General features: G+C 44.6%; 21 protein-coding genes, 3 pseudogenes and 1 riboswitch. Of the genes and pseudogenes, 16 read left to right on the top strand and 8 right to left on the bottom strand.

From position 1 onward, the window contains the following. Positions 1-39: 39 nt before the first annotated feature. Positions 40-140: riboswitch (purine riboswitch) on the top strand. Between the two features lie 56 nt (positions 141-196). The 9 genes from DSOL_RS06990 (at position 197) to DSOL_RS06950 (ending at position 11,451) form a co-directional block, all read left to right on the top strand. Next, the gene (locus DSOL_RS06990) at positions 197-1,048 is read left to right on the top strand and encodes an FAD binding domain-containing protein (RefSeq protein WP_075364203.1); all 852 of its coding nucleotides are present in this window, start codon (positions 197-199) and stop codon (positions 1,046-1,048) included. Further along, a complete protein-coding gene (locus DSOL_RS06985; RefSeq protein ID WP_075364158.1) occupies positions 1,035-1,502 on the top strand; it encodes a (2Fe-2S)-binding protein in 468 nt (155 codons plus the stop codon). The genes DSOL_RS06990 and DSOL_RS06985 overlap by 14 nt, the downstream gene beginning before the upstream one ends. Continuing rightward, a complete protein-coding gene (locus DSOL_RS29465; RefSeq protein WP_075364157.1) occupies positions 1,499-2,764 on the top strand; it encodes a xanthine dehydrogenase family protein molybdopterin-binding subunit in 1,266 nt (421 codons plus the stop codon). The genes DSOL_RS06985 and DSOL_RS29465 overlap by 4 nt, the downstream gene beginning before the upstream one ends. Then, positions 2,761-3,768 (top strand): xanthine dehydrogenase family protein molybdopterin-binding subunit, encoded by a 1,008-nt coding sequence (locus DSOL_RS29460; protein WP_075364156.1) that lies wholly within the window; start codon positions 2,761-2,763, stop codon positions 3,766-3,768. Before DSOL_RS29465 ends, DSOL_RS29460 begins: the two co-directional genes overlap by 4 nt. A 144-nt stretch (positions 3,769-3,912) precedes the next feature. Beyond that, positions 3,913-5,277 carry an NCS2 family permease gene (locus DSOL_RS06970; RefSeq protein WP_075364155.1) on the top strand — a complete coding sequence of 455 codons (1,365 nt, stop codon included), beginning with the start codon at positions 3,913-3,915 and terminating at the stop codon, positions 5,275-5,277. Between the two features lie 182 nt (positions 5,278-5,459). Beyond that, positions 5,460-6,791 carry a 5'-deoxyadenosine deaminase gene (locus DSOL_RS06965; protein WP_075364154.1) on the top strand — a complete coding sequence of 444 codons (1,332 nt, stop codon included), beginning with the start codon at positions 5,460-5,462 and terminating at the stop codon, positions 6,789-6,791. A gap of 179 nt (positions 6,792-6,970) precedes the next feature. Then, a complete protein-coding gene (gene ade / locus DSOL_RS06960) occupies positions 6,971-8,710 on the top strand; it encodes an adenine deaminase (protein ID WP_075364153.1) in 1,740 nt (579 codons plus the stop codon). Between the two features lie 184 nt (positions 8,711-8,894). Beyond that, entirely contained in the window at positions 8,895-10,259 is a 1,365-nt protein-coding gene (locus DSOL_RS06955) for a sodium-dependent transporter (RefSeq protein WP_075364152.1), read from the top strand. Between the two features lie 124 nt (positions 10,260-10,383). Further along, complete coding sequence (locus DSOL_RS06950) at positions 10,384-11,451, top strand: HD-GYP domain-containing protein (protein WP_075364151.1); 1,068 nt, start codon at positions 10,384-10,386, stop codon at positions 11,449-11,451. 153 nt (positions 11,452-11,604) lie between these two features. Here the strand turns inward: DSOL_RS06950 and DSOL_RS06945 are convergent, their stop codons facing one another. Then, on the bottom strand, positions 11,605-13,740 hold the full coding sequence (locus DSOL_RS06945; protein ID WP_075364150.1) for a thioredoxin domain-containing protein: 2,136 nt from the start codon (positions 13,738-13,740) through the stop codon (positions 11,605-11,607). A 108-nt stretch (positions 13,741-13,848) separates the two neighbouring features. Here DSOL_RS06945 and DSOL_RS27135 point away from each other — a divergent pair, with 108 nt between their 5' ends. The 4 genes from DSOL_RS27135 to DSOL_RS06930 all read left to right on the top strand — a co-directional run bounded on the left by DSOL_RS27135 (position 13,849) and on the right by DSOL_RS06930 (position 17,633). After that, positions 13,849-14,061 carry a hypothetical protein gene (locus DSOL_RS27135; RefSeq protein WP_139314404.1) on the top strand — a complete coding sequence of 71 codons (213 nt, stop codon included), beginning with the start codon at positions 13,849-13,851 and terminating at the stop codon, positions 14,059-14,061. Between the two features lie 320 nt (positions 14,062-14,381). Further along, positions 14,382-14,966, top strand: coding sequence for a TetR/AcrR family transcriptional regulator (locus DSOL_RS06940; protein ID WP_075364149.1), 585 nt, complete (start codon positions 14,382-14,384; stop codon positions 14,964-14,966). A gap of 41 nt (positions 14,967-15,007) precedes the next feature. Continuing rightward, a complete protein-coding gene (locus DSOL_RS06935; protein WP_075364148.1) occupies positions 15,008-16,690 on the top strand; it encodes a PEP-utilizing enzyme in 1,683 nt (560 codons plus the stop codon). Positions 16,691-16,727: 37 nt separating this feature from the next. Continuing rightward, positions 16,728-17,633 carry a PEP/pyruvate-binding domain-containing protein gene (locus tag DSOL_RS06930; protein WP_075364147.1) on the top strand — a complete coding sequence of 302 codons (906 nt, stop codon included), beginning with the start codon at positions 16,728-16,730 and terminating at the stop codon, positions 17,631-17,633. A 542-nt stretch (positions 17,634-18,175) separates the two neighbouring features. Here the strand turns inward: DSOL_RS06930 and DSOL_RS06925 are convergent. Further along, positions 18,176-18,337 (bottom strand): annotated as a pseudogene (locus DSOL_RS06925) (DUF255 domain-containing protein); the annotation flags it as partial. 556 nt (positions 18,338-18,893) lie between these two features. Here DSOL_RS06925 and DSOL_RS06915 point away from each other — a divergent pair. The 3 genes from DSOL_RS06915 to DSOL_RS06905 all read left to right on the top strand — a co-directional run bounded on the left by DSOL_RS06915 (position 18,894) and on the right by DSOL_RS06905 (position 21,896). Beyond that, positions 18,894-20,099, top strand: a complete 1,206-nt coding sequence (locus tag DSOL_RS06915) for an MFS transporter (protein ID WP_075364144.1) — start codon at positions 18,894-18,896, stop codon at positions 20,097-20,099. Positions 20,100-20,254: 155 nt separating this feature from the next. After that, positions 20,255-20,893 (top strand): corrinoid protein, encoded by a 639-nt coding sequence (locus tag DSOL_RS06910; protein ID WP_075364143.1) that lies wholly within the window; start codon positions 20,255-20,257, stop codon positions 20,891-20,893. Positions 20,894-20,918: 25 nt separating this feature from the next. Beyond that, positions 20,919-21,896 (top strand): uroporphyrinogen decarboxylase family protein, encoded by a 978-nt coding sequence (locus DSOL_RS06905; protein WP_075364142.1) that lies wholly within the window; start codon positions 20,919-20,921, stop codon positions 21,894-21,896. Positions 21,897-22,061: 165 nt separating this feature from the next. On the opposite strand, the pseudogene DSOL_RS06900 reads toward DSOL_RS06905, so the two are convergent. The 6 genes and pseudogenes from DSOL_RS06900 to DSOL_RS06875 form a co-directional block, all read right to left on the bottom strand. Then, a pseudogene (locus tag DSOL_RS06900) lies at positions 22,062-22,223 on the bottom strand (DUF255 domain-containing protein); the annotation flags it as partial. Between the two features lie 118 nt (positions 22,224-22,341). Next, the gene (locus DSOL_RS06895) at positions 22,342-22,665 is read right to left on the bottom strand and encodes an IS66 family transposase (protein WP_075364140.1); all 324 of its coding nucleotides are present in this window, start codon (positions 22,663-22,665) and stop codon (positions 22,342-22,344) included. A gap of 7 nt (positions 22,666-22,672) precedes the next feature. Continuing rightward, a complete protein-coding gene (locus DSOL_RS06890) occupies positions 22,673-23,374 on the bottom strand; it encodes an ABC transporter permease (protein ID WP_075364139.1) in 702 nt (233 codons plus the stop codon). Between the two features lie 39 nt (positions 23,375-23,413). Beyond that, a pseudogene (locus DSOL_RS06885) lies at positions 23,414-24,014 on the bottom strand (ABC transporter substrate-binding protein); the annotation flags it as partial. Between the two features lie 289 nt (positions 24,015-24,303). Next, entirely contained in the window at positions 24,304-24,681 is a 378-nt protein-coding gene (locus tag DSOL_RS06880) for a hypothetical protein (protein ID WP_170871459.1), read from the bottom strand. A 235-nt stretch (positions 24,682-24,916) separates the two neighbouring features. Continuing rightward, positions 24,917-25,399 carry a hypothetical protein gene (locus DSOL_RS06875; protein WP_139314403.1) on the bottom strand — a complete coding sequence of 161 codons (483 nt, stop codon included), beginning with the start codon at positions 25,397-25,399 and terminating at the stop codon, positions 24,917-24,919. Positions 25,400-25,648 lie beyond the last annotated feature (249 nt).

The raw sequence follows: 25,648 nt of genomic DNA, 5'->3' as shown, positions 1-25,648 counted from the left end.
GAATGCTCGCAGATAGCGAATAAGTATGGTGTAAGAAAAAACAGAATAGTGAATTTCACTCATATATCCTTGATAATTGGATCAAGGGTTTCTACGAGGCAACCGTAAATTGCTTCTCTATGAGCCAGGGATGGTTCATGGGGTAATTGTAATTAGGGTTGTTTTTTTGTTGTTATCAATTTGTGGGGGTGGGAAAATGAATTATTTTCAACCGCAGAGCGTAAGTGATGCAGTGAAGATAGCCCAGACATCTGGGGCAACTTTTTTGGCTGGAGGAACGGATCTCGTTCTTCACATGCAAACGGGCAAAATTCACCCGAATGCACTTATCGATCTTGGGAAGATTTTAGAACTTAAAGAAATTAAGGAATCGAATGGTTATTTGGATATTGGTTGTATGGCTACGTTTGCCGAATTGGGGCAGAGTGAACTTGTTTTCCGGAACGCCTTGGCCCTGTGGCTAGCCTGTCAAACGATGGGTTCACCGCAAATTCGCAATCAGGCCACTTTAGGTGGTAACTTGGGTAACTGCTCGCCAGCCGCTGACGGGTTACCACCGTTACTGGCGTTGGGGGCAGAAGTGCATCTGATTTCTCGGGAGGGAGATGAGGTTGTCCTGCTCGAAACTTTATTAAGTCGCACGCCCCTTCTATCTCAGGACACGCTCATACGAGGATTTCGTATTCCTTTAAAGGGGTTGCAAAGTGGATTTGCTAAGCTAGGTCGGCGCAGAGCACTAGCCATTGCTCGCCTGAGTGTCGCTGTAGCCATCGAGCTAGAGGACAACCACGTAGGCAAGGTTTGCATTGCTTTGGGCGCGGTGGGCAAACGTGCTTTCTTGAGTGAAACCCTCGCCCGAGAATTAAGCAATCAGGAACTGAATAAGGCTTGGATCGAAAAAGGGGTTGAAGGAGTTCAATGGGTTGTCCGGGAAGCCTTAGGATCACGGGCATCTGCCCCGTATAAACGGGTGGCGGTTTCCGGGGTTTTTCGCGAGGCTCTGGGTTCATTCATTCCGGAGGGGGGACAAACGTATGATGGAGATTAAACTAGTTGTCAATAAAAAGCCCTATACTTTAAACGTCGAGCCAAGTGAACGTCTATTGGATGTCTTACGTACCCGCTTAGGGCTTATGGGAACAAAAGAGGGATGTGGCGAAGGAGAATGTGGGGCCTGCACCGTGATTATGGATGGGATAACGGTGAATTCTTGTCTTGTTCTTGCGCCTCAGGCCGACGGGCGTGAAATTACCACGATCGAAGGGGTAGGAAATCGGCGCTCTCCACATCCCGTTCAGAAAGCTTTTGTCGAAGTTGGGGCTGTGCAATGTGGTTTTTGTACACCCGGAATGGTGCTTTCAGCGAAAAATTTATTAGACAAGAAACTGCGTCCTAGCGATGATGAGATTGGTGTTGCTATGTCTGGAAATCTTTGTCGCTGTACGGGCTATGATAAAATTTTGCGTGCGGTCAAACTGGCCGCTGAGGAGGGGAAGGGATGAACACTACTATAGTGGGTTCCCGAGTGATTCGCGAGGATGCTTGGGGGAAAGTCTTCGGACAGACCAAATTTCCGGCGGACGTCAATTTGCCAGATCAAATCTATGGGGTGGTTGTTCGAAGTCCTCATCCTCATGCCCGAGTTCGGAAAATAAACATTGATCAAGCGATGGGGTTGCCGGGCGTGGTGACAGTCCTGACGGCAAAAGACGTTCCGCATAATTCTCATGGTGTGCTTTTCCGTGATCAGCCTGTTCTGGCAGACTACATTCGAATGGTAGGAGACCCAGTTGCAGTGGTTGGGGCGGAAACAATAGAAATTGCTCGAGCTGCAGCTAAACTTGTGGACGTGGATTATGATCTTTTACCTGCGGTATTTGACCCAGAGGAGGCGATGATCCCTGACGTGCTCCCTCTTCATCCGGAGCTTCGTCCGACCAATATCCTATATCATCTCCCAATTCGTCGAGGTGACATGGACAAAGGCTGGGATTTAGCCGATGTGGTGATTGAGCGAGATTACAGTACTCAACATGTCGATCATGCTTTCTTACAACCGGAGGCTGTGCTGGCTTATGTGGATGAGAGAGGTCATATGGTTGTCCAGACGGCTACCCAATATGCCCATTATGATCGAGGGGAAATAGCACATGCTTTAGGGCTTCGCTTTAGCCAAGTTCAAGTTAAAACCTTGGCAGTTGGAGGAGCTTTCGGAGGGCGTGAAGACATATCGCTCCAGATCTTAGCAGCCCTGATAGCTTGGACAACGCAAAGACCTGTAAAAATGGAAAACACTAGGGAAGAGTCTTTTTATTCTCATTCTAAACGACATCCCGTGAGGATGCATTATAAGACAGGAGCGACCCAGGATGGTAAACTGGTAGCTATGGAAACGAAAATTATTGGGGATGCAGGTGCTTATGCTTCGTGGAGTATTAACGTCTTGCGTAAGTCTGCGGTTCATGCCACTGGTCCTTATGAAATTCCGAACGTCTTAATTGATAGTTATGCCGTATTCACCAATAATCCCTTTTCAGGAGCCATGCGTGGCTTTGGAGCGGCACAGACCGTGCTGGCTTATGAGAGCCAAATGGATCTCTTGGCCAAGGAGTTAGGGATTTCCCCGTTGGAAATCCGGTTGCGCAATCATTTCAAGGTAGGGAGTACCACGGCGACCGGACAAGTATTGAACGGTAGTGTCCCATTGGATCAGTGTTTGGCAAAAATATCATCCTATCTCCAGAAAGGGGAGGACACTCTATGAAAAAGCGGGGAATTGGCTTAGGCTGTGCTTGGTACGGAACCGGTTATGGCAACGGTTTCCCGGATGTTTCCAGTGCCTTTGTGGAAATTCATGATGACGGCTCAGCAACAGTTCTTACAGGAGCGGTTGATGTGGGGCAGGGAAGCAATTCGATCTATGCTCAAATCGTGGCAGAAGAACTTGGGCTTGAGACCCAGGATATCTGTGTGTATTCAGCCGACACGGATGCGACACCGGATTCAGGGACAACGGCTGCAACTCGGCAAACCTATAACACGGGAAATGCTGTCCTGAAAGCGGTTCGGCAAGCGAAAGTTCGTTTACTGGATTATGCAGCACACGAGTTTTCCTGTCCGACGCCGGAAGGAATTGAACTGAAAGCGGGTTATATCGGGGTTAAGGGTGATCCTTCCCGCTGGATGCCCTTGGCTGACATGGTGTTTAAGGCTCGTTTACACGGTGAACGCTTGATCAGCGCAGAAAGTTCGACGGCTCGCTCGACTCCGGTCGATCTGGAAAGCGGGCAGGGAGCGCCTTACTGGCCTTATGCGTATGGGTGTCAGATGGCTGAGGTTGAAGTTGATACGGAAACAGGCATGGTCCGTGTGCTGAAAGTGGTTGCGGTTCATGATGTAGGAAAAGCCCTAAATCCTACGCAAGTGGAAGGACAAATTGCTGGCGGAGTGGCCCAGGGGCTAGGGTTTGCTTTGCTTGAGGACCTAGAATTACAAGAGGGACGAATAAAAAACCCCGCATTTTCTAGTTATTTGATTCCCACGGCACTTGATGTGCCTAGTATAGAAGCATTCTTCGTAGAAGAGGCAGAGGAGACGGGCCCTTATGGCGCAAAGGGACTCGGCGAACCTGCAATGCTACCAACGGTTGCGGCCGTTATTAACGCCATCGATGACGCAGTGGGAGTAAGGATCACGTCTTTACCAGCGACACCAGAAAAAATACTCAGCGCTATTAGAAAAGAAAAGGAGGAATTGGAGGAAAAATAAGATATATTATGCATTTTTAAATTCATGACAACTGAGTAAGGCAGCATGTGAACATTAAGGTCTAATAAAATAGGTGTATTTAGACTAAACTACTAAAGTATGCAAGCAGATTTTGGGAAAGTTATCTAAATAGGAGGGCTGCACATGTCAACTGCTAGGAAAAATACCCCCCCGGTAGTCAAACCTGATGGTCTACTGGAAAGAATCTTTCATTTATCGGAATTGGGTACTAACGTGCGCACGGAAATTCTGGCTGGCGTAACTACGTTTGTAACAATGGCCTATATCCTCTTTGTTAACCCAAATATCCTAAAGGATGCTGGGATGCCAGTAAATGCGACGTTTGCTGCAACAGCCATTGCCGCAGCGGTCGCTACACTGATTATGGGTTTGTATGCAAATTATCCTATCGCAATGGCTCCAGGCATGGGGCTCAATGCGTTCTTCACCTACGCCGTCGTCATCGGCATGAAACTTCCTTGGCAAACGGCTCTAGGTGCGGTTTTCATCTCAGGATTCGTCTTCTTCCTCATGACAGTAACCAAAGTTCGGGAATGGATTATCGAGGGCGTTCCTCAGGTGTTGCGGATCTCTATTGGAGTCGGGATTGGCTTATTTATTGCTTTTATCGGACTCAAAGACGGGGGCATCGTCGTAGCGAACCAAGCAACGTTTGTGGCACTCGGTGACATGAAATCGGCTGGTGCACTTGTAACTGTTTTTGGTTTGATTGTTACTGGATTTTTAATGGCTAAACGAGTCAAAGGTGGCATGTTAATCGGAATTTTTGTCACTACTATTTTCAGTATGATTATGGGCGTTTCCCCGCTTCCGACTGGGATATCCAGCTTCGTCAGCCCTACTAACCCAGTCACAGCAATCGCTCCAATTGCGTTTCACTTGGATATTATGGGAGCCTTTAGTTATGGCTTAATTTCAATTCTCTTTGCTTTTACATTTGTGGATTTATTTGACAATATCGGAACTCTGCTTGGGGTTTCCCGTAAAGCAGGGCTTCTGGATGAAAAAGGCAATTTACCCCGTGCTGGTAAAGCTTTGATGGCCGACTCGATTGGGACAATGTTCGGAGCAGCTATGGGGACTCCAACGGTGACTTCTTACATCGAAAGTGCTTCTGGTGTTTCTGAAGGCGGCAAAAGCGGCTTGACAGCGGTTACAGTTGCAGCTCTTTTTGCCATCTCGATTATTTTTGCTCCCCTCGTCGGATTGATTCCTGGACAAGCGACCGCACCGGTTCTTATTTTGGTGGGTGTCTTGATGATGAGCGAAGTGACTCAAATTAATTTCGAGGACTTTACAGACGCATTCCCGGCCTTTATGACGATTGTGATGATGCCTTTAACGTTCTCGATTGCACAAGGTTTAGCGTTTGGGTTCATGTCTTTCACGATTATTAAATTAGTAACTGGAAAGCACAAGGAAAATAATGCTGTCACCTATACTCTAACAATATTATTTATCATTCACTTTATACTCGGCGGCGGTTGATCTAATTCTAGATCTGGCTCCGAGAAATGTGCATTTAAAGAGGCTCGATGTGTGATGTTCGAGGTTCGAATATCACACATCGAATGTCGCGCATTGTACGATTATCCCATAGATATACGAAATGCTATTCTTTCGGTCGGAGGAGAGAGCTTTTCGCATGAAGGGAAAGGATGGGAATAGGAATGAGTATTCTCTTTAAGAATGCCAAGATTGTGACTATGAATGAACAACGTGAGATTATCCAGGGCGACCTGCTAGTGGATGGGTCTCAGATCGCGGCGGTGGGTGGAGTAATTGAACAACCTGCGGATCAGGTGATCGATCTCCATGGTGACTTACTGATTCCCGGCTTGATTCAAACCCACATCCATCTTTGTCAGACCTTGTTTCGAGGACAGGCCGATGATTTGGAACTACTAGATTGGCTTAAATTTAAAATTTGGCCGCTGGAAGGCGGACATGATCCTGAATCCTTATATGATTCTGCTTTATTGGGAATTGGAGAATTATTCCTTGGAGGGACAACGACGATCGTAGATATGGAGACTGTGCACCACACGGAACAAGCTTTTGAGGCTATCCTTTCCAGCGGCTTAAGAGCCTTGACTGGGAAGGTTATGATGGATGATCCTAACGGCGATATTCCACCTTCTTTGCAAGAGACAACAGAAGCTTCTTTGCAAGAAAGTGTGGACTTATATGAGAAATATCACGGGAAAGGCAACGGGCGTCTGGAAGTCGCCTTCACGCCTCGTTTTGTTATTTCCTGTACTGATACGTTATTAAAAGAAATTTCGCAGATCGCGCGTGAGAAAAATGCCTTTGTTCACACTCACGCTTCAGAAAATCGGGGAGAAATCCAGGTTGTGGAGAGCACACGGGGGATGCGCAACATCATCTATTTGGAAAAGGTTGGCCTTACTGGTCCAAAACTTATTTTGGCTCACTGCATCTGGTTAGATGAAGCAGAAAAGGAAATCCTGATTCAGAGTAAGACGCGGATTTCACATTGCCCTTCTTCAAATTTGAAACTGGCTTCCGGCATTGCACCAATTCCGGAACTAATAAAACGTGGGGCCGAGATTTCTCTAGCTGCGGATGGGGCACCCTGTAATAATAATCTAGATGGATTCCGAGAGATGCGTCACGCTGCCTTGATCCAAAAACCCTTACATGGACCGACAGTCATGCCCGCTCAAAAGGTCTTCGAACTTGCTACTCTCGGTGGCGCTCGGGCCATCGGACATGAACAGGATCTAGGGAGTCTGGAAGTTGGGAAAAAGGCAGACTTGGCGGTCGTTAGCCTGCAGGGTTTACACACTTGGCCAAACGAACACGTTGATGTATATTCGCAGTTGGTCTATCAGGCAAATTCATCTGATGTCCGCCTCACCATGGTGGATGGACAAATCGTGATGCAAGACCGACAGCTCCTGACAATTGATGTTCCGAGGCTTAAATCAAGCTCGACACGTAGTCTGAATCGAATCATGCAACGGGTAGGACTTGGGTGACACTGGGAAGCATAGGGACGGTTCGTGTGCTTCCTTGAGCGCACATATTCGTGCGCTATCCCGTGTCTATGGTCGCTTTCATTGAGTTTGCTAAATCTGCTTATGTAAAGACGTAGAGCCTGTGTGATAATGTGATTTGGTCTGGGTGGCGAGTAGCGAAGAGAGAAGGGGGGCTAAGAATGTCGAGTTTTAAGCAGAGAATGGATGAAGCTCGGGGGCTTGTTAAAATAGACATGGTTCTGAGAAGGGCTAGGCTGGTTAATGTTTTCTCTGGTGAAATTCATGAAACGGAAATTGGAATTCACGAAGGGAACTTTGTTGGGATTGGGAAGTTCAGTGAAGCGGAGAAGGAACTGGATTTGTGCGGAAAGTATGTGGTTCCGGGACTGATCGACGGACATGTCCATATCGAAAGCTCACTTCTCTGCCCCGAAGAGTTTTGTTCGCTCCTTCTTTCTCACGGCGTAACAACGGCTGTTGTGGATCCTCATGAAATCGCTAATGTTTTAGGGGTCAAAGGGATTCGTTATATTCTCGATAGCACCGATCCGTTACCCTTTAACACCTTTGTAGCCCTCCCTTCCTGTGTTCCAGCGACGGATTTGGAGACTTCTGGGGCGCGGCTAGGGGCGAAGGACTTAACTGAATTCTTACCTCATCCCAAAGTGATTGGACTGGGGGAAGTGATGGATTATCTAGCGGTAATTGAGGCAAAATCCAATATGGTAGAAAAGTTGGAACTCCCGGTAAGATTTATGGATGGGCATGCTCCAGGTATATCTTCGCAGGATCTTAACGCTTATTTTCTAGCCGGAATTCATACCGAACATGAATGTTCGACGGTGGAAGAGGTTAGAGAACGTTTGCGTCGAGGGTTTCATGTCATGCTCCGCGAAGGAAGTGCCGCCAAGAATCTCTTAGATCTTTTGCCAGCTGTGACTTCTGAAAATGCGGGACAATGCCTCCTTGTGACGGATGACCGTCATCCAAGAGATCTGATTTTGGAAGGAAGCATTGACCACCTTGTCCGCCTGGCGATAGGGGCTGGGAGGGATCCGATCCAGGTAATTCAAATGGCAACGATAAATGCTGCACGGGCAATTGGGCTTCCCCATTTGGGCGCAGTCGCTCCGGGGTATCAAGCGGACTTTGTTATTCTAGAGGACCTAAATCAATTTGACATCAAGGAAGTCTATTGGCGTGGGATGAAACAAAGTGGAGGTGGAAATAGAAGGCGAGAACGTCCGCGTTTCCCGCGCTTCAGTATTAAGGGGCTGACAGAGAGTGTTCATCTCGCTAACTGGTCTCTCAATAAACTTAATGTCTCGGCGGGGACAGAACTTGAAGCAACTCATGCTATGGTTCGAGTGATTGGGGTTCAGGAACATTCACTTGTTACATCAGCCTTGATTCGGAAACTCCCAGTGGAGCACGGATTTGTGCAGACAGCTCCTACTCAGGGAATTGCAAAAATTGCGGTGCTTGAACGGCATCATGAGACTGGGAAGGTCGGTATAGGGTTTGTTGAGGGGCTAGGCCTGAAAAATGGAGCTATCGCCTCAACTGTAGCTCATGATTCTCACAATCTTGTTGTCGTGGGGATGAGTGATGAGGAAATGAATCTGGCAATTCAGACCTGTGTGGAGATGGGTGGCGGACTTTGTCTTGTCGATAAGGATCAAGTAATTGGAAAGCTTCCCTTACCGATTGCGGGTCTTATGACGGATCAGGAGGTTGAAGCAGTCGCTCAAACACTGGATGAGTTACATAAGAAGGCACATCTTCTGGGGATTAGCGAAAAGGTGGATCCGTTTATGACCTTGGCCTTTCTTTCTCTCCCTGTGATCCCAGAATTGAAACTGACAGATTTAGGGTTGGTCGATGTGGATCGCTTCCGGTTGACGGAGACCGTCTTGTAGAATTCTAGTTAAAAAGGCCAATTAACCAATCATACTAAAAGAATAGTACTATCGATAAAAACGCCTTCTTCAGCAAATAATAGCTGAAACGAGAGAAGGCGTTTTATGTTGCTCGTTGTTTCAGGAGGAAATGAGGAATATGTGTCGAATTATAAGTTAAAATAGCCGAAATGGAGGAAAAAAGGTGCAGGAGATTCACTCTAAACGAGAAGGTTTTTCGAGTAGCATTGGCGTTATTGCCGCTATACTAGGTTCCGCGGTAGGTTTAGGAAACATCTGGAAATTTCCCTATGTCACGGGTGTTAATGGCGGGGCAGCTTTCATATTGGTATATTTACTATGCCTCGCTTTGGTGGGCTTGCCTGTGATGTTAGCAGAGCATCTACTTGGGCGTCATACAAAAGCGAATGCTGTGGGTGCTTTTAAGGCATTGCAACCCGGAAGACCATGGTTTTTAGTCGGTGGCGCAGGTGTCCTAAGCGCCTTTTTGATTATGGCCTTTTACACGACGGTTGCGGGTTGGGTCTATTCTTATATTTTTAAAGCGGCTGGCGGGACACTTCTTTCAACTAAACCAGAAGATACTTCCCTTGTTTTTAAAACACTTGTATCAGGGGTGAGTGAACCTCTATTTTGGCAAGTGTTTGTCTTACTTGTGACAGGGAGCATAATAATGGCTGGGGTGACCAAAGGAATTGAACGAGTCACAAAGGTCCTGATGCCTCTTCTCTTTATTCTTCTCGTAGTTATTGATATTCGGTCCTTGACACTTTCAGGTGCAGGGGCAGGGCTCTCGTTCTTATTCAAGCCCGACTTTTCTAAGATTACAGTCAGTGTCGTATTAGCTGCGTTAGGTTTAGCTTTTTTTAAGCTCAGCGTAGGAATGGGTGCCATGATTACCTATGGAAGTTACGTCGATAAGAATGAGAACTTACCAAAGATGGCCATTAAAGTCGCTCTCGCGGATACGCTGGTTTCCCTAATGGCTGGCGTTGCCATTTTTCCTGCGGTGTTTGCGTTTGGTTTCAAACCCGATGCAGGTCCAAAGCTACTGTTCATTATCATCCCGACCGTCTTTAATTCCATGCCCTTTGGCAGAGTTTTTATGGTCTTATTTTTTGTTCTTACCGCTATTGCTGCAACTGGAGCTATGCTATCCTTGCTGGAAGTTCCAATTGCATATTTAACAGAGCAGTATCAATGGACGAGACGCAATGCGACATTGTTAACTATTTTAGGCATTGCTTTGCTCGGGTCTACCGCCACACTATCTAACAGCCTTTTGGCCAAGGTTACGCTGTTTGACAAGACCTTTTTTGATTTCTTCGATTTTGCTACGTCTAATGTTCTCCTACCATTGGGGGGCATTTTCATTGCTTTATTTGTGGGGTGGCAGTGGGGATATGCCAAAGTAAAACAAGAAATGTCCAATGAAGGGAAATTGGAAAACGATGGGTTGGTCCGTGTATATATGTTTTTAGTCAAATATGTTGTACCAACGGCGATAGCTCTGGTACTGTTAGCAGGCTTGAATATTATTCACTTCTAAATAGGACCAAAGGGAAAATTTCAAAATTCTCATAAATATAAGAGGTTTTTTATTGCTTTCTGACGAATTGGATCGTTTATAGTAGTTAATACTTGATTAGATATGTGAGAATGGGTGAGAAATCTTGCGTTTGGTAAACACACGTTACATTGAGGAAGGATCGGTATTGGCACGTCCAGTGATTAACTCTGCCGGTAAGATTTTATTACAGGCAGGGGTACTGATGACCACTTCTTATATTACACGTTTAAGGACCTTAGGGTATGATGCGTTGTTTATTCAAGATGACAGACTAGAAGACGTTGAGGTACATATGTCGATTACGGGTAAAACCCGTGAAGTGGCGTATAAAACCATTCAAAATATTAGTAACTATATTGAGTGTGATTCAGAAGATTCCTTGCCTTTGGCTGATATCCGTAGATCAATTCAGGAAATGATCAACGATCTTTTATCTAGTGCGGACGTTTTGGGAAACTTGATGGAAATTCAGGGGTATGACGATTACACTTATCATCATTCTGTTAACACAACCATTATTGCTCTCGTACTTGGTATTGCATCTGGATATTCCGAACAGAAGTTGATTGAACTGGGCATGGGCGTTTTGATGCATGATATCGGAAAAATCAAGATTCCAGAGTACATTCTAAATAAGAAAACGCCGCTTACAGAAGCTGAATTTGAAGAGATCAAGCTGCATACGACAAATGGGTTTGATATTCTGCGCAAGAATAATGATTTTAGCTTGCTTTCCGCGCATATTGCCTTTCAACACCAAGAAAAATGGGATGGGTCTGGTTATCCAAGAGGGCTTAAAGGCAACGAAATCCATGAGTACGGAAGACTGGCTGCGGTGGCTGATGTCTATGAAGCCTTGACAAGTAAACGGGTTTACAGGAAGGCCATCGAACCTAATGAGGCGTATGAATACATTGTTGCTCAAACAAACACGCATTTTGAACCTAAAATTTTAGATGTTTTCAAGAAACATATCGCTGTTTATCCCTCAGGTTCAGGTATACTTTTGAGTAATGGGCAAAGAGGAAATGTTGTAAGACAAAACCCAGCTTTTCCAAACCGTCCTAATGTCAGAGTATTCTACGAGAATGAAAAAACGTTGAAGGTTCCAATTGACTATAATCTGGCGGATTTCCCTTCCTTGATGATTGTTGCCGTGGATAATCGCTAGATGAGATTTCCATGATCCATATGAAGGTTATACTTGTGAAGTGTACATTTGGACACGTAGTAGTACTTTCTGACATTGACTTTTAATAATAGCATTGATTTAAATAAAAATAGACCTGTTAAATTGCAATTAACAGGTCTATTAGGTTTGGGCTTAGGAGTTTTTCAAAAGTGCTTTGAATTCTTCAACCTGCTGGACGGGGCGTTGACAGGTAAAGTTTTGACATAGATAGGCCGTGACAGCACCGGATATAATGGGGTAATCTCGGATCCAAGGGACGATCTCGTTTAGACTTCCTTCTTGATAAAGAACAGAAGCATAAGGGCGAAACGTGGAAAAGAAGATCTGGCGCATTTTAGGCAGTTGGACCGATTCGAGAGAACCAGCTAGAATCAATTCCTGACTCGGATGAAGGGCAAACTGTAAGGCTTGCAGAAAAGCTGTATAGCCAGAGGGGTGTTCTTCGAGGGCATCACGGAAATCAAGCAGTAGTTGTTCTGCTTTTCGTTCCCAGCGTTCGTCGCCAGTGAGACGTGCTAGACGGAGAAGGTTGAGCGCGGTGATCGAGTTGCCAGAAGGAAGCGCTCCGTCATAACTATCTTTAGGACGGATGAGAAGTTCTTCCGCATCTATGCCGGTGAGATAGTATCCGCCCCCTTCTTCATCCCAAAAGAGCCGTTCTTGTTCTTCTTGTAGTTGAAGTGCGGTTCGGAGATAGTGGGGTTTACCACTAGCGGAGTATAGTTCTAGGAGCCCCCCAATGAAAAATGCATAATCGTCCAAGTACCCAAGGTAGGCTGCGTCCCCCTCGCGGTAACGGGCCAAGAGGCGGCCATCGCTGCGCAGAAGGTGGGTGAGGATGAAATTTGCTGCTCTTTCGGCGGCTTCCAGATAGCTCCTATTTCCAAGAATTTGTGCCCCTTTACCCAAGGCAGCAATCATGAGTCCGTTCCAAGCGGTCAAAATCTTATCATCCTTATGAGGGTGGATTCTTTTCTCACGTGTGACAAATAAAGTTTGACGAGCACTTTCTAAGGAGTGCAGAACGTCATCTTCAGTGAGAGAGTTGTCATGGGCGATTTTACCTAAAGTTCCTTGTGAAAGATTGGGAATGCTTTTCCCTTCGAAATTACCTTCAGGGGTGATGTCATAAACAGCAGAGTACCTGGCTGCTGTCTCTTGGTCTAGTGCGGCTTCAATCTCTTGGGGAGTCCAAACATGGAATTTTCCTTCGATCCCCTCAGCGTCAGCATCTTCAGCGGAGTAAAATCCCCCTTCAGGGGAAGTCATGTCGCGCAGCACATAAGTGAAGATGTCTTGTGCTATTTGGGCATCTTTGGGATGGTGCTCGAGTTGATAGCTTTCCAGATAGGCTAAAGCGAGCAAGGCATTATCATAGAGCATTTTTTCGAAGTGAGGGACTATCCACTTTTCATCCGTACTGTACCTTGCAAACCCGAATCCGACATGATCATAAATCCCACCTTGAGCCATACCGTCAAGCGTTTTGCGAACGATCGCTAGAGCTTTTTCCTGCGGATGGTCTTGGGCATAGCGAAGGAGGAAGGTAAGGGTATGTGGTGTAGGAAATTTCGGAGCACGACCGAATCCTCCGTAACGTGCATCAAAGCTTTGCGCTAAGAGCTTGTAGGCTTTCTCGATAAGCTGTGTTCCCCAGGTTTGAATGGCTTCGGAAGCGGAGCCCTGGCCGTCTTTTAAGGAGGGGTCGTTGATAGAGGAAGAAAGGGGCCTGGTTTTATTGGGAATGGACCGTTGTGAATGGACGGCAGCTACAATTTCATCGCCGGACTCACGCACTTTAGCTTCGTTTGTCTTCCAGAGTGACCCGACTTGTTCTAACAGCTCCATAAGCCCCCGGCGACCATAACGTTGGGTTTTGGGAAAGTAAGTTCCAGCAAAAAATGGTTTTTTCTCAGGCGTCATGAGAAGGGTGAGCGGCCAACCGCCTGACCCGGTCAGAGCTTGGCAGAAAGCCATGTACAAATGGTCAACATCAGGGCGTTCTTCACGGTCGACTTTAATGGCGATAAAGTAGCGATTAAGTACGGCTGCAACCTCCTGGTCTTCGAAGGATTCTCGTTCCATTACATGACACCAGTGACAGGTTGAATATCCAATACTTAGGAAAATAGGCTTATTTTCTCCAGCAGCCTTATCAAATGCTTCTTGCCCCCAGGGGTACCAGTCCACTGGATTATAAGCATGTTGCAAGAGATATGGGCTTTTTTCTTTGATTAATCGATTAGTTTTTTTATCAGAGTTAATCATTTTGTCCTCCAAAAGTGTGGTTATTGAACGTGACAATGATATTAGTATGTCAATATATCTAGGATTTATAAAGGAATTGTTCCTATTATTCTAAACGGGAAAATCCAGTTGACCCGACAGTATGTTGAGGAGAATGCCTGCGTAAAATTGGACCAGGCTGAATACCAACAACGGTACGCAAGCTTTGAAGCAAGATACCAAAAGGCCAAGGTAAGCTGGAAAAAATCGAAGAACAGCGGCAAGCCCGCCGGTAAAGAGGGTGCAACTGGATACCTTTATAACGAAGTTGTTGCGGCAGGATTCCGTTTTGACAGAGTTTGACGAAGATCTTGGATAGCGGTTGTTGATAAAGTCACAGTCTTATCAGATGATAACGTCCGGTTTACCTTTAGGGATGGTACGGTGATTAGGGCATAATATTCTCAAAACAACGAACCCGCAGAGTTGGCAGTAATGTCGACTTTGCGGGATTTTACTATTTCACAATTAATTGTCCCAAAAACTGAAAACATTTTTCTTGACAGTGGGAAATATTAGGGCAATAATGAACTATATCATTAAATGTACATCGTACATGAAATGAACGATATACATAATAATGTCCGGTTAATTATGTCTACAATTTGAGGTGAAAGATTGTAATGAAATTAAGAGATAAACAAAAGGCGGAAGTTAAATCCGCCCTCGTACGAGCCGGTGAAGTGCTTTTCAGGACTAAGGGGTTTACGGAAACCACAATTGAGGAGATCACTGGCACAGCCGGGGTAGCAAGGGGAACCTTCTATAATTATTTTCAGACAAAAGAAGATTTAGCACTTGAGATATTTTACGGGACAGAAGAATTAACAGCAAAGCAAGTTGAAGATTTTTTTGCAACCACTTCAGGAACAGAGAATCAAATTCAGGCAATCATTGCAAATGCCGTCGAGTGGACTCTAAAGAGACCGGAACTCTTCTTGGTCACCCTGCTCGAAAAGATGAAGCGCGGACATACACCAGAACACCCGAACGGAACTCTCTTCCGGAGGATGATCACAGAAACCTTCGAACGTGGTCAGATCGCTGGAATTGTAACGAGAGAACGACGTCCACAGGATCTAGCTCACGATATTGATGGGTTATATATGGTTCACATGGTGAGATGGTATCATTATGGTAAACAAGACGACCTCTTATCCGCTCTTCTATCCGCGGTTAACACCTACTTAACAGGTGCGTTGATATAATAGTGAGAATCAATCTAAAAATTGGGGGAGGTAGAAAAACAATGTCTCTTTGGGAAGCTAAGGAATTCTGGATGCGAGATAATATTCATTGGCCGAGACCAGTACACCCACTTTTTGTCTCTTATGGACTCATTCCTGTCGAAGTCGGATCAGCTCGAGCTTTTGAGGAATGGTCTATGCCTTCTCTTAAATATGCCTACCTTGTTCTCCATGGATATGTCTTTCAACGTATTGAACCCATTGGGGGAGATGCTCCGCCAATTATGGAGAGGTTTCCGTTTCTCTTTCATTTGTGGCGGATTAATCCGAAGCTCCGCAGCCGGGTCTTTGGTTTTGGTCGGTTTCTCAAGGAAAAAGGGTTTGAGAATCACGTCCATGCATGGAGGGATGTATGGGAGCCGGAAGCTCAGAAGCGTCTCAAGCCGATTCGGGATTTTGATCGCGCAAACGCGAGTTTAGAAGAACTGGCCAATCACCTTGATCAATGCTATGACTTTTTATGCTGGGCCTGGAATCCACATAATAAAGTTGTCATGATCGGTATGTACATTCGTGAGCGTTGGATGCAGGTATGTAAAAGACTCCTTAATCTAACAGAATTTGAAGCCTACGAATTAGTTCAGATTAGTGATCCAGCGGTATTTAACACAATAAATCGTCTCTTAACCTTGGTACGACTTACAGCTGCAGACCCAACGATTAGCGATATTTTGTCTTTACCTAGTGAAAAAGCACTCGAGCGGCTATCCAATACTTGGTTTAAGGAAGAACTCGATCAATTCTTAGAAGTTGAAGGAGATCGTCCTGCAGATGGTTTCGAATTCGAGCCCACGTGGAAAGAAATGCCGGAGATGGTGGTCGGAATTATCAAGGGGTTAATGGACTCAGATGACTCCATGACCGAAGACTCTGATTTTCAAGCATACCGGCTTCAGCGGATCAATGAACTTCGTAGCACTTTAACAGGAGAGGAGCGGGAGGAGTTCGACGCTTGGCTTGAATTAGCAGAGCAAGCTCACCCGTTATCCGAAACCCACGACTACCTTTTAATGAATGTTCCCCTTTCCCATACGCGTTATGATGCAATTGAGGCTGGCAGAAGATTGGTTCAGGATCGTTTTCTTGATTGTCCGGAGGACACTTTATTCCTATACCGAGAAGAATTACTCTCTGCTCTGAGAGGAAATTACAACCTTGCTAGCTTAAAGGGATTGGTGGCTGAGAGGAAGGCAGAGCATACCAAAAATTTCTCGTTAGTGCCTCCACAAACAATTGGAAGAATGCCCATCGAACCCCCTTTGGATGTATTTCCCCCTATTGCAGCGGAGGGAATGAAGATTTTTGTGAAACAAGCTTCCCATATTGAAGCGCAACAGGAAGCTTCGATGGAGCTATCTCCTGAAGGAGAGTTGTTTGGTACCCCAGGTTCTCCGGGAGTGGCAGAAGGACCCGTGCGTATTATTCATACGGCTGAGGAGTTCCACCTGGTTCAAGAAGGGGAGGTCTTAGTCTGTCCTTTAACTACCCCAACTTGGACGGTACTATTTCCGCATGTGGCTGCCTTAGTCACTGACTCAGGAGGAATGTTATCCCACGCAGCAATTGTTTCTCGAGAATACAGACTCCCTTCGGTAGTCGGGACAATTAATGGAACCAAAATATTACATAATGGCCAACGTGTCCGTGTGGACGGAGCCGCTGGAAAGGTTCAAGTTCTAGATTAAGAATAGCTAAAGGAATAGCTAAACGGAGCATAATGAAATGAAATATGTACGGTTACTTCAAGAATTAACAAGAGAAGATCTATCGTCAGCTGGCGGAAAAGGGGCTAATCTAGGTGAATTAGTGTTAGCAGGAATGAAAGTACCCCAGGGCTTTGTTTTAACCGTTGAAGGGTATCGTCGTTGCATAACGAATGTCCATTTACCGAAAATTAACGTCTATGACTTACCAACTTTAGAAGATGTAACTTCTAAGATTCAGATGGAAATAGAAAATGTATATTTGCCTGATGAAGTAACGATAGAAGTCCTTAAAGCTTATAGAAGGATGGGAAGCCCTAAAGTTGCTGTTCGTTCCTCGGCTACGGCTGAAGATTTACCCAGTGCAAGTTTTGCAGGTCAACAAGAAACTTATCTTAATATCCAAGAGGAAAGTGCAGTTCTCGATGCCATAAAAAAATGTTGGGCTTCACTTTGGGCGCCCCGAGCAGTGCAGTATCGTTCATTACAAGGATTTGGAGATAGTGAAGTCGCTCTTGCTGTGGTCATTCAGGAAATGGCACCGCATGAGGTCTCGGGAGTGGTCTTTACAGTTAACCCTCTTTCAAATGACTCAAGTGAGCTGATCATTAATGCTGCACATGGTGTTGGGGAGGCTTTGGTTCAAGGAGAAATCATTCCTGATCAATGGCTTGTCAGACGCCCTGATGGAGCAGTTCTTAAATTCACTCCTGCTCCGAAGAATAGACAATCGCCTTCGCCCTTCATTCGTACACAACGCCCTGTCCGAGGGTGTTTAACCTCCCAACAGGTTCGGGAGTTGGCCTGTCTATGTCTCCGGATAGAAGAGCATTTCAATGGAGTACCTCAAGATATTGAGTGGAGCTATGGCTTAGGGGAGTTTTACCTGCTTCAAAGCAGGCCCATTACTACACTTAAGGACTAGTGATTCTGAGCGTAAAGCTTCATGCATTTTTGATACCCTTTGTCTGCACGCTGTTTATGCTCTGTACTGCGTAAAAGTATAAATTCAAAAGATAGCACGACTCCCTCGTTTTAAGGGGGTCTTATCTTTACGCAAAACAATAACTTCGCGCTTCAGTATCAAGTTTACCCCAAACATACGTTGAAAAAGTCGTGTTGGTAGAGCAGAGGTAGCATGATATCAAGGAGATTCAAGGTTATGGATAATTTAATAGTGTTTTTAGGTTCCCTAAAACAATGTTCAGAGGGAACTTTTGTTATAGGGTTCTAATTAATAAAATGATAATGCCAATTTATTATAATAATATTTACAACTTTGTTATCAACGAAGAAACAAGGAGGGCTTAACACTGATGGATGTTAATAGTCTGCTTGATATGCTATTGTTGAAGCAAACACATTAACAACGAACATATTAAGCAATGAACACTATGGATCCTTAGGTTTTAATGGTTACAGAAACGGGATTGCCACCAATGACAAGTAGATTTCTATAACCAACTAGGAATACCCGATAGATAAGAAAACAGGTTTATTCTCTGTTTTCGCTATTTGAAAAACCTCTTCGCTCCAAGGGTACCAATTCACTGGATTATAGGCATGTTGGAGCAAGTAGGGGGACTTTTCGTTAGCTAATCTATTGGGTATTGTGTTATTTGTTGTCATTGGGCAATCACCTCCTTATATGTAATTGGATTTTAATATAGTTTGGCTTTAAATATATAAAAAATTGCGAAGACGAAGTGGAATAATTAATATAATTCCATATTGTGAAGGTTTCTCCTCTACACAAGTATGGCAAGGATATAAATATTTGTCATAACAACCCAGGGGTTAAATGCCCTTGGGCTTTGATGTTAATAGCGATCGTGCCATGACGATCCATGCACATCACAGGCTGATACCCGTTGGCATGGGGTTGCAAACGGGTATAAAAAACAAAAATGATCTCGATTTTATTACATCAAGTGAAATATGTGCTTGACAAAATTCTAATTCATATTATTATGAATATACAGATATATATACATCAGTATGTATATACAAATTTTCAGGTGGATTTTATTTACCAAAAAAGGGGGGAATCGATGAGCAAGAAGTATTTGGTTGGCCTAAGTGAAGTTGCCGTATTATAAGATGCTAAAAAGCAAAAATGCTGACCATTCACAATGGGATCAAGGACCTATGGATACTATAACTATTTTATGGAAAGGAAGATATTATGAATGAGAAAAGGCAGTCGTTAGTATTATTGGCCATATTCTCTTTTGGTTTTCTTGCTATGGGCATCGGAACCATTACACCTGCCATAGCAACTATAGGAGGAGCATTCCCGACTGTAAGTTTCAGTACTCTGTTGCTGGTATCCACGATTCCTGCTCTTATATCCATACCAGTATCGATTATTGGTGGCAGTGTTGCAGGAAAATCTGTGAAATACAGGACATTGGTGCTTTTTGCAACATTGGTGTTCAGCATTGCTGGGGCAATACCATATTTTTTGCATGATTTCACCCAAATATTGTTTGCCAGAGGTCTTTTCGGATTAGGACTAGGGCTTATTATGCCCCTGAACAGTGCTTTGATTTTCAATCTCGTGCCGGCTGATAAGCAGGCAAGTGTCATGGGAATAAATAGCGTTGTAATGAATATCGGAGGAATTGTGCTCCAATTGCTGGGCGGTCTTCTTGCCTCAGTAAGCTGGAATTACAGCTTCCTAGCCCATGTTCTTGGTATAATCACATTTATTATTGTTTTGATTTACCTGCCGGAGCCTCAGAAGGCAGAAATGTCTGCAGGGTCAGTTGGTGCTGAGCAAGTAAAATTAAAAATGCCCGCTTCGGTAATAGGCTGGAGTATAATATTTGGAATAATTACGATTTTAGACTATCCATCACTAACAAATATGTCTTCTGTACTTTTGACCATCAAGGCCAATGCTGCAGTTGCCGGTGTAGTTCTAATGTTCATGACTGTAGGAGGAATGGCGGCCGGAGCAGTGTTTGGTAAAGTGTTTCAAAACTTAGGAAGGCAGACTCTTAATATAGGACTTGTCTTTTTTATTGTTTCTCAAATAATTTTTTCTTTCAGTCAAAGTGTAACATTGTTTATAATTGGTGAAGCGTGTATGGGTGTTGGCTTGACCCTTAGTATGTCATCGATTTATATGCTTGCTGGCGCTTCAATGCATCCCAGCCAGACTCCGATGGCTATGTCCATAATTGTGTCAGGAATGAATTTGGGTGGATTCCTTTCCGGATACTTTTATGCCGCCATTATGGAACCTCTGCATATCACTACTTTGAGATTTCAATACTATTTCGGGATAGGAGGATATTCAGCTATCTTAGTATTCTTCTTAATAGTATTTGCAATCAAAAAGCAAGCAGCGCCTGTCGAACCTCCCATTCAAACACATGCGCAATAAAATTGTCAAGTTTATACACAAGCTCTTAGGTTGTGCGACCTTCGCTAATCTATTTATGCATTCTCTACTCTAATTTAATATCGTTATTACCTCGTAAGATACTGTCAAGAATCTAGCTACTAGTAAAATGTAATAATCCAAGGAGGAACATAATGATGTCTAAGATTGAAGAAGTAAAAGCTTTGCTAGAGGTAGGAAAAGCTAAACTCGTTCCAGGTTTAGTACAGGAAGCATTAACTGAAGGAAATGCAGCGAAAGATATTCTCGAAGCAATGGTTGACACTATGCGTGTTGTCGGTGACAAATTTTCCGCAGGAGAAATTTTCGTGCCTGAAATGTTGATGGCAGCTAAAGCCATGTCCAAGGGTGTCGATGTGCTAAAGCCGCTATTCGCGGGTCAAAGCACATCATCTTTAGGTACTTGCATTATCGGTACTGTTGAAGGAGATCTTCATGACATTGGCAAAAACCTCGTTTCAATGATGATCGGTAGTGCCGGATTTGACATGGTTGACCTTGGCGTAGATGTATCAGCAACCAAATTTGTTGAGGCAATCAAAGAAAATAAGAACGTAAGTATAGTGGCATGTTCAGGACTTCTAACAACAACAATGACGAAAATGCAGGAAACCGTTCAAACACTTAAATCCAGCGGACTGACAGGCTTCAAGGTTATCGTCGGTGGTGCGCCTGTATCAGCAGAGTTCGCAGCTTCAATCGGTGCAGATGGCTTTGCTCCCGATGCAGGTAGTGCGGCTGTGAAAGCGGTAGAATTAGCAAAAAATTTAAAATAAGCTACCGATTAAGGAGGAGAGATTTATGTTATCAAAGAAACATAATTTATTGGAGACGATTAAAGGCGGAAATCCCGACCGTTTTGTGAATCAATATGAGTTTATGCATTTTATAATGGAGGCTCCCGGTGGAACGTTTCCCCAACCTGGTCAGACGATAAAAAACGAGTGGGGCATAACCTTCAAATGGCCGGAAGGTCAACTTGGCGGTTTCCCTGTGCATGATAATGAACACAAAGTATTGAAGGATATCACAGAATGGAAAAAGTACGTTAAGGCGCCTGTTATTCCAACTACGGACGAAGCTTGGGCTGCGGCTGCAGCACATGCGAGTGCTGTTGATCGTAACGAGGAATTTGTAACAGTGTTCGTTGCACCCGGTGTATTTGAAATGACCCATCATCTTATGAGCATGGAAGATGCATTAATGGCTTTATATGAGGAGCCGGAAGCTATGCATGAGCTTATTGATTACCTTACTGAACATGAGTTAGCCTATGCAAAAGTATTGATCGATCATATCCATCCTAATTGCATTTTTCATCATGACGATTGGGGTAGTCAAAAATCCTCCTTCATTTCTCCCGCGATGTTCGAAGAGTTCTTTCTCCCAGCTTATAAGAAAATATATAGCTTCTATAAAGAAAATGGGGTCGAACTGATCGTGCACCACAGTGATTCCTATGCAGCTAACCTAGTTCCCTATATGATTGAAATGGGAGTAGACATCTGGCAAGGAGTCATGACAACGAACAACACGCCTGAACTTATCAAGAATTACGGTAGCCAAATCAGCTTCATGGGAGATATCGATAGCGGTGTCGTTGATTTTCCTGCTTGGACACCTGAAATAGTAGCTAAAGAAGTCGAGCGGGCCTGCAGAAATTGTGGAAAGTTATTCTTTATCCCTTGTTTAACCCAGGGAGGGAATTGGAGTTCATTCCCAGGCGTCTACGATAGTACAAATGAAGCAATTGACAGAATGAGCAAAGAAATGTTCTAAATCACAGAGGATTTCTCGAAGTGATGGTGCTTGGTAGAGAAGCGGTAGTCCCAAAGAACAAGAAACGGGTTCAGCGTAGAAATGCTGGACCCGTTCGTTTCTTCAAATTTGGTTTTAGTAACTGGATTGCCACCAATGACACGTACGTAATTAACACCAAATTCAGCTATACCCAATAGATAAAAAAACAGGTTTATTCTCTGTTTTCGCTATCTGAAAAGCCTCTTCGCCCCAAGGATACCAATTGACTGGATTATGAGCGTGTTGGAGCAGGTAGAGAGATTTCTCGTTAGCTAATCTATTGGGTATTTGGTTATTTGTTGTCATGGGCAATCACCTCCCTTATATATATTAGATTCTAATATAGTTTGGCTTTAAAAGCATAAAAAATACTATTTAAAAAGATCGTCCCGAGATGCAATACAGTTGTACTTTCCTATTGATTCTAAGAGGTAATTACCAAGAATTGTAGAATACCAATATAAATGGGGTCTACTGATATAGGAGGTTGTGAAAACATCGGAATATTTAATTTATCGGCATAATCCGTGATCAGGTAGCCGGAAAAACCGTCCAGAAATTTTCTGGCATTTTCGCCTGCCCGGGTACGGGTATACTGGAACAGAATGACCGGTGCGCCCTCACACGGCCCGTTCCGATGTAGCCAGAAGTACGAGTTGCTCGATGCCTTCCGGCCTTCCTCCTTATTACACTGGATGGTCGTCTCGTCACTCATGACGATATCATACGTAAGCAGCTTTTCACGCATTCTTTCGCTATGGCCCTCCTTGCTGTTTCTGTTGGAGTAGGGTTAAGCCTAATGTTGCCCTATAGGCAAGTAAACATAAAATGATACTTAAGGCAATAACGATGTCGAAGTTGCCTTTGGAAACTTCGAGGACAGTTGCAGTCGTTAGAACTCGCGTCTGTCCTTTAATGTTTCCTCCGACCGCCATAGATGCCCCAATTTCAGAAACGATAGCTCCGAAACCGGCAATGATGGCCGCAAGGAGGGAAAAGCGCACCTCTTTAAGCAACAGCCAAGTATATTGAAGGCGATTGGCACCCAAGGCCCGGATCTGAAGCCTTAGTTTGGGGTCGGTTTGTTGAAGAGCGGCACAGGTTAAGGCAGCGATAATGGGAGAGGCAATAATTGCTTGGGCAATGATAATAGCCGTCGGGGTATACATGATGTTTAAAAAGCCAAAAGGGCCGGAACGCCAAAGGAAAATCGAAACCCAAAGTCCGACTACCACTGGGGGTAACCCCATCCCGGTATTTACAACGCTTAAAACGAATCGACGCCCGGGAAAGGGTTTGAGAGCCAAGGGCGTGCCGAACGGAATCCCGATAAGGAGACTAATTAACGTTCCTGTAATGGAAATTTTAAGGGTAAGGAGCGTAATATCGATTACCTCGGGATCCCCGGTTAGAAGGAGGTGAATGGCAGCTATAATCCCTTGCCAGATCATTTCCATGGGGCTAGATCCCCTTCCTTTGCGAGCAGTTAAGTGGAATTATTTAACGAGATCCTCTATTTTTTTGCCAGCATCTGGGAAGAAGAGGGCTTCCCCAAACTTGTCTTTACCGAAGGCTGCAATTTGTTTTTGGGTATCCGCATTCGTCATAAAATCAACAAAAGCTTTGGCCCCATCGGCATTAACTTTGGGGAATTTATCGGGGTTAACTTGCATGACATGATAAATGTTTAGAAGTGAAGCTTCTCCTTGGAGGAGAATATCTAATTTTAGGTTTTTCTTCGTGGAGAGATAAGTTGCGCGGTCAGTGAGGGTATAACCCTCTTTCTCAGAGGCCATGGTGAGAGTTTGTCCCATGCCCTGTCCACTTTCCTGATACTTACTCCCTGCCGGTTTGATATTGGCCTTCGCCCATAAGGCTTTCTCCATCTTATCCGTGCCAGAATCATCCCCGCGGGAGACAGAGAGAAGGACTAGCATATATCGCCTTTAAGGCATCTGTGGTTGTTTTTGTCGCTTTTACCTTAGCTGGATCCGTCGCTGGTCCAACGAGTATGAAGTCGTTATGCATCACAAGTTGATAGTTTATTCCTGTTTTATTATCAACCAGCTTTTTTTCTGAGGCGGGTGTACGAAGAAGCGTATAGGATCGTCTCGGAATTCCATGAAGCACTATAATCGGAATCGAATCCATTCGTGCATTCACTATCTAACCCCGGAGGAGTGCTATAAGGCGGCCTTAAAGGGCACGATGAAGTTTAAATCAGTAAAACTATGAGAGCGATCCCAGCGAGCTTTACAATGAGGGTGGACGTGATAGGCTTATTTGCCAGACGGCATAAAGCGAAGCCGCTGCCGGCCAGCCGTCGAACATCACGCCCGCGGAGGCTCGTTGTCAAGCTCGCGGATTCATACTAAGACCTGCATAATTATGAAATTAAGAGTACCTTAACCATGGTGCTTTTAGGATCCGGTTTCCTTCCCCGCTTAGGCTTGGTTGATCGTTGTTGTAGTTCCGAAAGTGCATTTTCAGCTTCATCCATGGCAGCCATTCGAAACGCCTTGTCATGAACTACTTTTACCGGGTTGTAGCACAGGATATACCTTGTGTGCGCCTCTTTGTTATCATCCTCTTGGACAGTCGGTACCTCTAGGTAAGACAGGTTATCCTTCAACTTAGCGTAAGCCTGGACGTCCGTATACGTTTGCAACAAAGTATCACTGACGATCCGGCCCCGTTTATGATACCCAACAATATAGGGATACCCCGCTTGAGCTAACACAATGAGATTTTTGTCCGTCACCATTCCACGATCCCCAACAAAGACACATTGCTTTACGGTAAATTCCTCTTTCAAACGTTTCAGGATCTTCGGCACGGTATTTTTATCGGGCGTTCGCCAGAGAACACTTCATGTGTGATCGGAAGACCTTCCGGTGTCACCAACAATCTGAGTTCCACCTGTTCGAGATCTGGGCGATGGGTGCGAGTATGACCATGCTTAGCTATGGGACAATGATGCCCCGTGACATGGGTACTTGTCAAATCGTAAAGCACCAAAGACATTGTAAGTTGAATAAATCTGTGAGCCGATGATACAAGAAACGCTCAAGCTGTGGCTTGATATCCATGAGATAATCGAGGGCCCGAAAGAAATGCTGGAGTTGCCATTTGTGTGACACATCGGGCAGATAAATATCCTCAATAGTGTCGAATAAATGCATCTTGCTGGAAGGATCGATCAGTCGGTTGATGACCATGGCTTGTAAATAACCGGACACATCAAAGGTCACAGCGCGCTCTTTTAGGGCATCACGAATTGCCTTGGTTAAACCAAATTGATCCCACAAAAATTGAACCACGTAGGGAATCCCAAAATGTAACGTTGCTTTAGGATCAAAGTCATTAAGCGAACCCAAGACCCTATTTTGTAGGAGCGAATTGAGTTTAAAAATGATCTGCTCAATTTCTTTTTCGGAATACTCATCAATGTTGCCCAAGCTAGCAATACGGCGTTTTGTCACGGTTTTACCGTCCCGGTAGGACGTAGGTCTTACCATCGGCCTTCTTTGTGGATACAATTTGAGGAAACAACAAGCTCACCAACGCTCACTTTATTACCTACAATTGTACCAGTAAATATCAAACAATTAAGACAAATTTCAAAGAAATATGCGTATCGGTTTGACCTACATTTTTCAGCAAATGGCCAACTTTACGTCGAGAAAAACCGCTATTCATGCGGGTTTGAGGCTTAGAATTTTCGAATTGAA

It is taken from the genome of Desulfosporosinus metallidurans (genome assembly GCF_001936615.1).
Classification (GTDB): Bacteria; Bacillota; Desulfitobacteriia; order Desulfitobacteriales; family Desulfitobacteriaceae; genus Desulfosporosinus; species Desulfosporosinus metallidurans.
The sequence above is the reverse complement of the archived record's forward strand: the minus strand, read 5'-3'. Positions and strand labels throughout refer to the sequence as shown.

Coding starts and splice junctions, on each gene's coding strand:
- DSOL_RS06990 (WP_075364203.1), top strand. CDS start 197: ATGAATTATTTTCAACCGCAGAGCGTAAGTGATGCAGTGAAGATAGCC.
- DSOL_RS06985 (WP_075364158.1), top strand. CDS start 1,035: ATGATGGAGATTAAACTAGTTGTCAATAAAAAGCCCTATACTTTAAAC.
- DSOL_RS29465 (WP_075364157.1), top strand. CDS start 1,499: ATGAACACTACTATAGTGGGTTCCCGAGTGATTCGCGAGGATGCTTGG.
- DSOL_RS29460 (WP_075364156.1), top strand. CDS start 2,761: ATGAAAAAGCGGGGAATTGGCTTAGGCTGTGCTTGGTACGGAACCGGT.
- DSOL_RS06970 (WP_075364155.1), top strand. CDS start 3,913: ATGTCAACTGCTAGGAAAAATACCCCCCCGGTAGTCAAACCTGATGGT.
- DSOL_RS06965 (WP_075364154.1), top strand. CDS start 5,460: ATGAGTATTCTCTTTAAGAATGCCAAGATTGTGACTATGAATGAACAA.
- ade (WP_075364153.1), top strand. CDS start 6,971: ATGTCGAGTTTTAAGCAGAGAATGGATGAAGCTCGGGGGCTTGTTAAA.
- DSOL_RS06945 (WP_075364150.1), bottom strand. CDS start 13,740: ATGATTAACTCTGATAAAAAAACTAATCGATTAATCAAAGAAAAAAGC.
- DSOL_RS06940 (WP_075364149.1), top strand. CDS start 14,382: ATGAAATTAAGAGATAAACAAAAGGCGGAAGTTAAATCCGCCCTCGTA.
- DSOL_RS06935 (WP_075364148.1), top strand. CDS start 15,008: ATGTCTCTTTGGGAAGCTAAGGAATTCTGGATGCGAGATAATATTCAT.
- DSOL_RS06930 (WP_075364147.1), top strand. CDS start 16,728: ATGAAATATGTACGGTTACTTCAAGAATTAACAAGAGAAGATCTATCG.
- DSOL_RS06915 (WP_075364144.1), top strand. CDS start 18,894: ATGAATGAGAAAAGGCAGTCGTTAGTATTATTGGCCATATTCTCTTTT.
- DSOL_RS06910 (WP_075364143.1), top strand. CDS start 20,255: ATGTCTAAGATTGAAGAAGTAAAAGCTTTGCTAGAGGTAGGAAAAGCT.
- DSOL_RS06905 (WP_075364142.1), top strand. CDS start 20,919: ATGTTATCAAAGAAACATAATTTATTGGAGACGATTAAAGGCGGAAAT.
- DSOL_RS06895 (WP_075364140.1), bottom strand. CDS start 22,665: ATGCGTGAAAAGCTGCTTACGTATGATATCGTCATGAGTGACGAGACG.
- DSOL_RS06890 (WP_075364139.1), bottom strand. CDS start 23,374: ATGGAAATGATCTGGCAAGGGATTATAGCTGCCATTCACCTCCTTCTA.
- DSOL_RS06880 (WP_170871459.1), bottom strand. CDS start 24,681: ATGGTGACGGACAAAAATCTCATTGTGTTAGCTCAAGCGGGGTATCCC.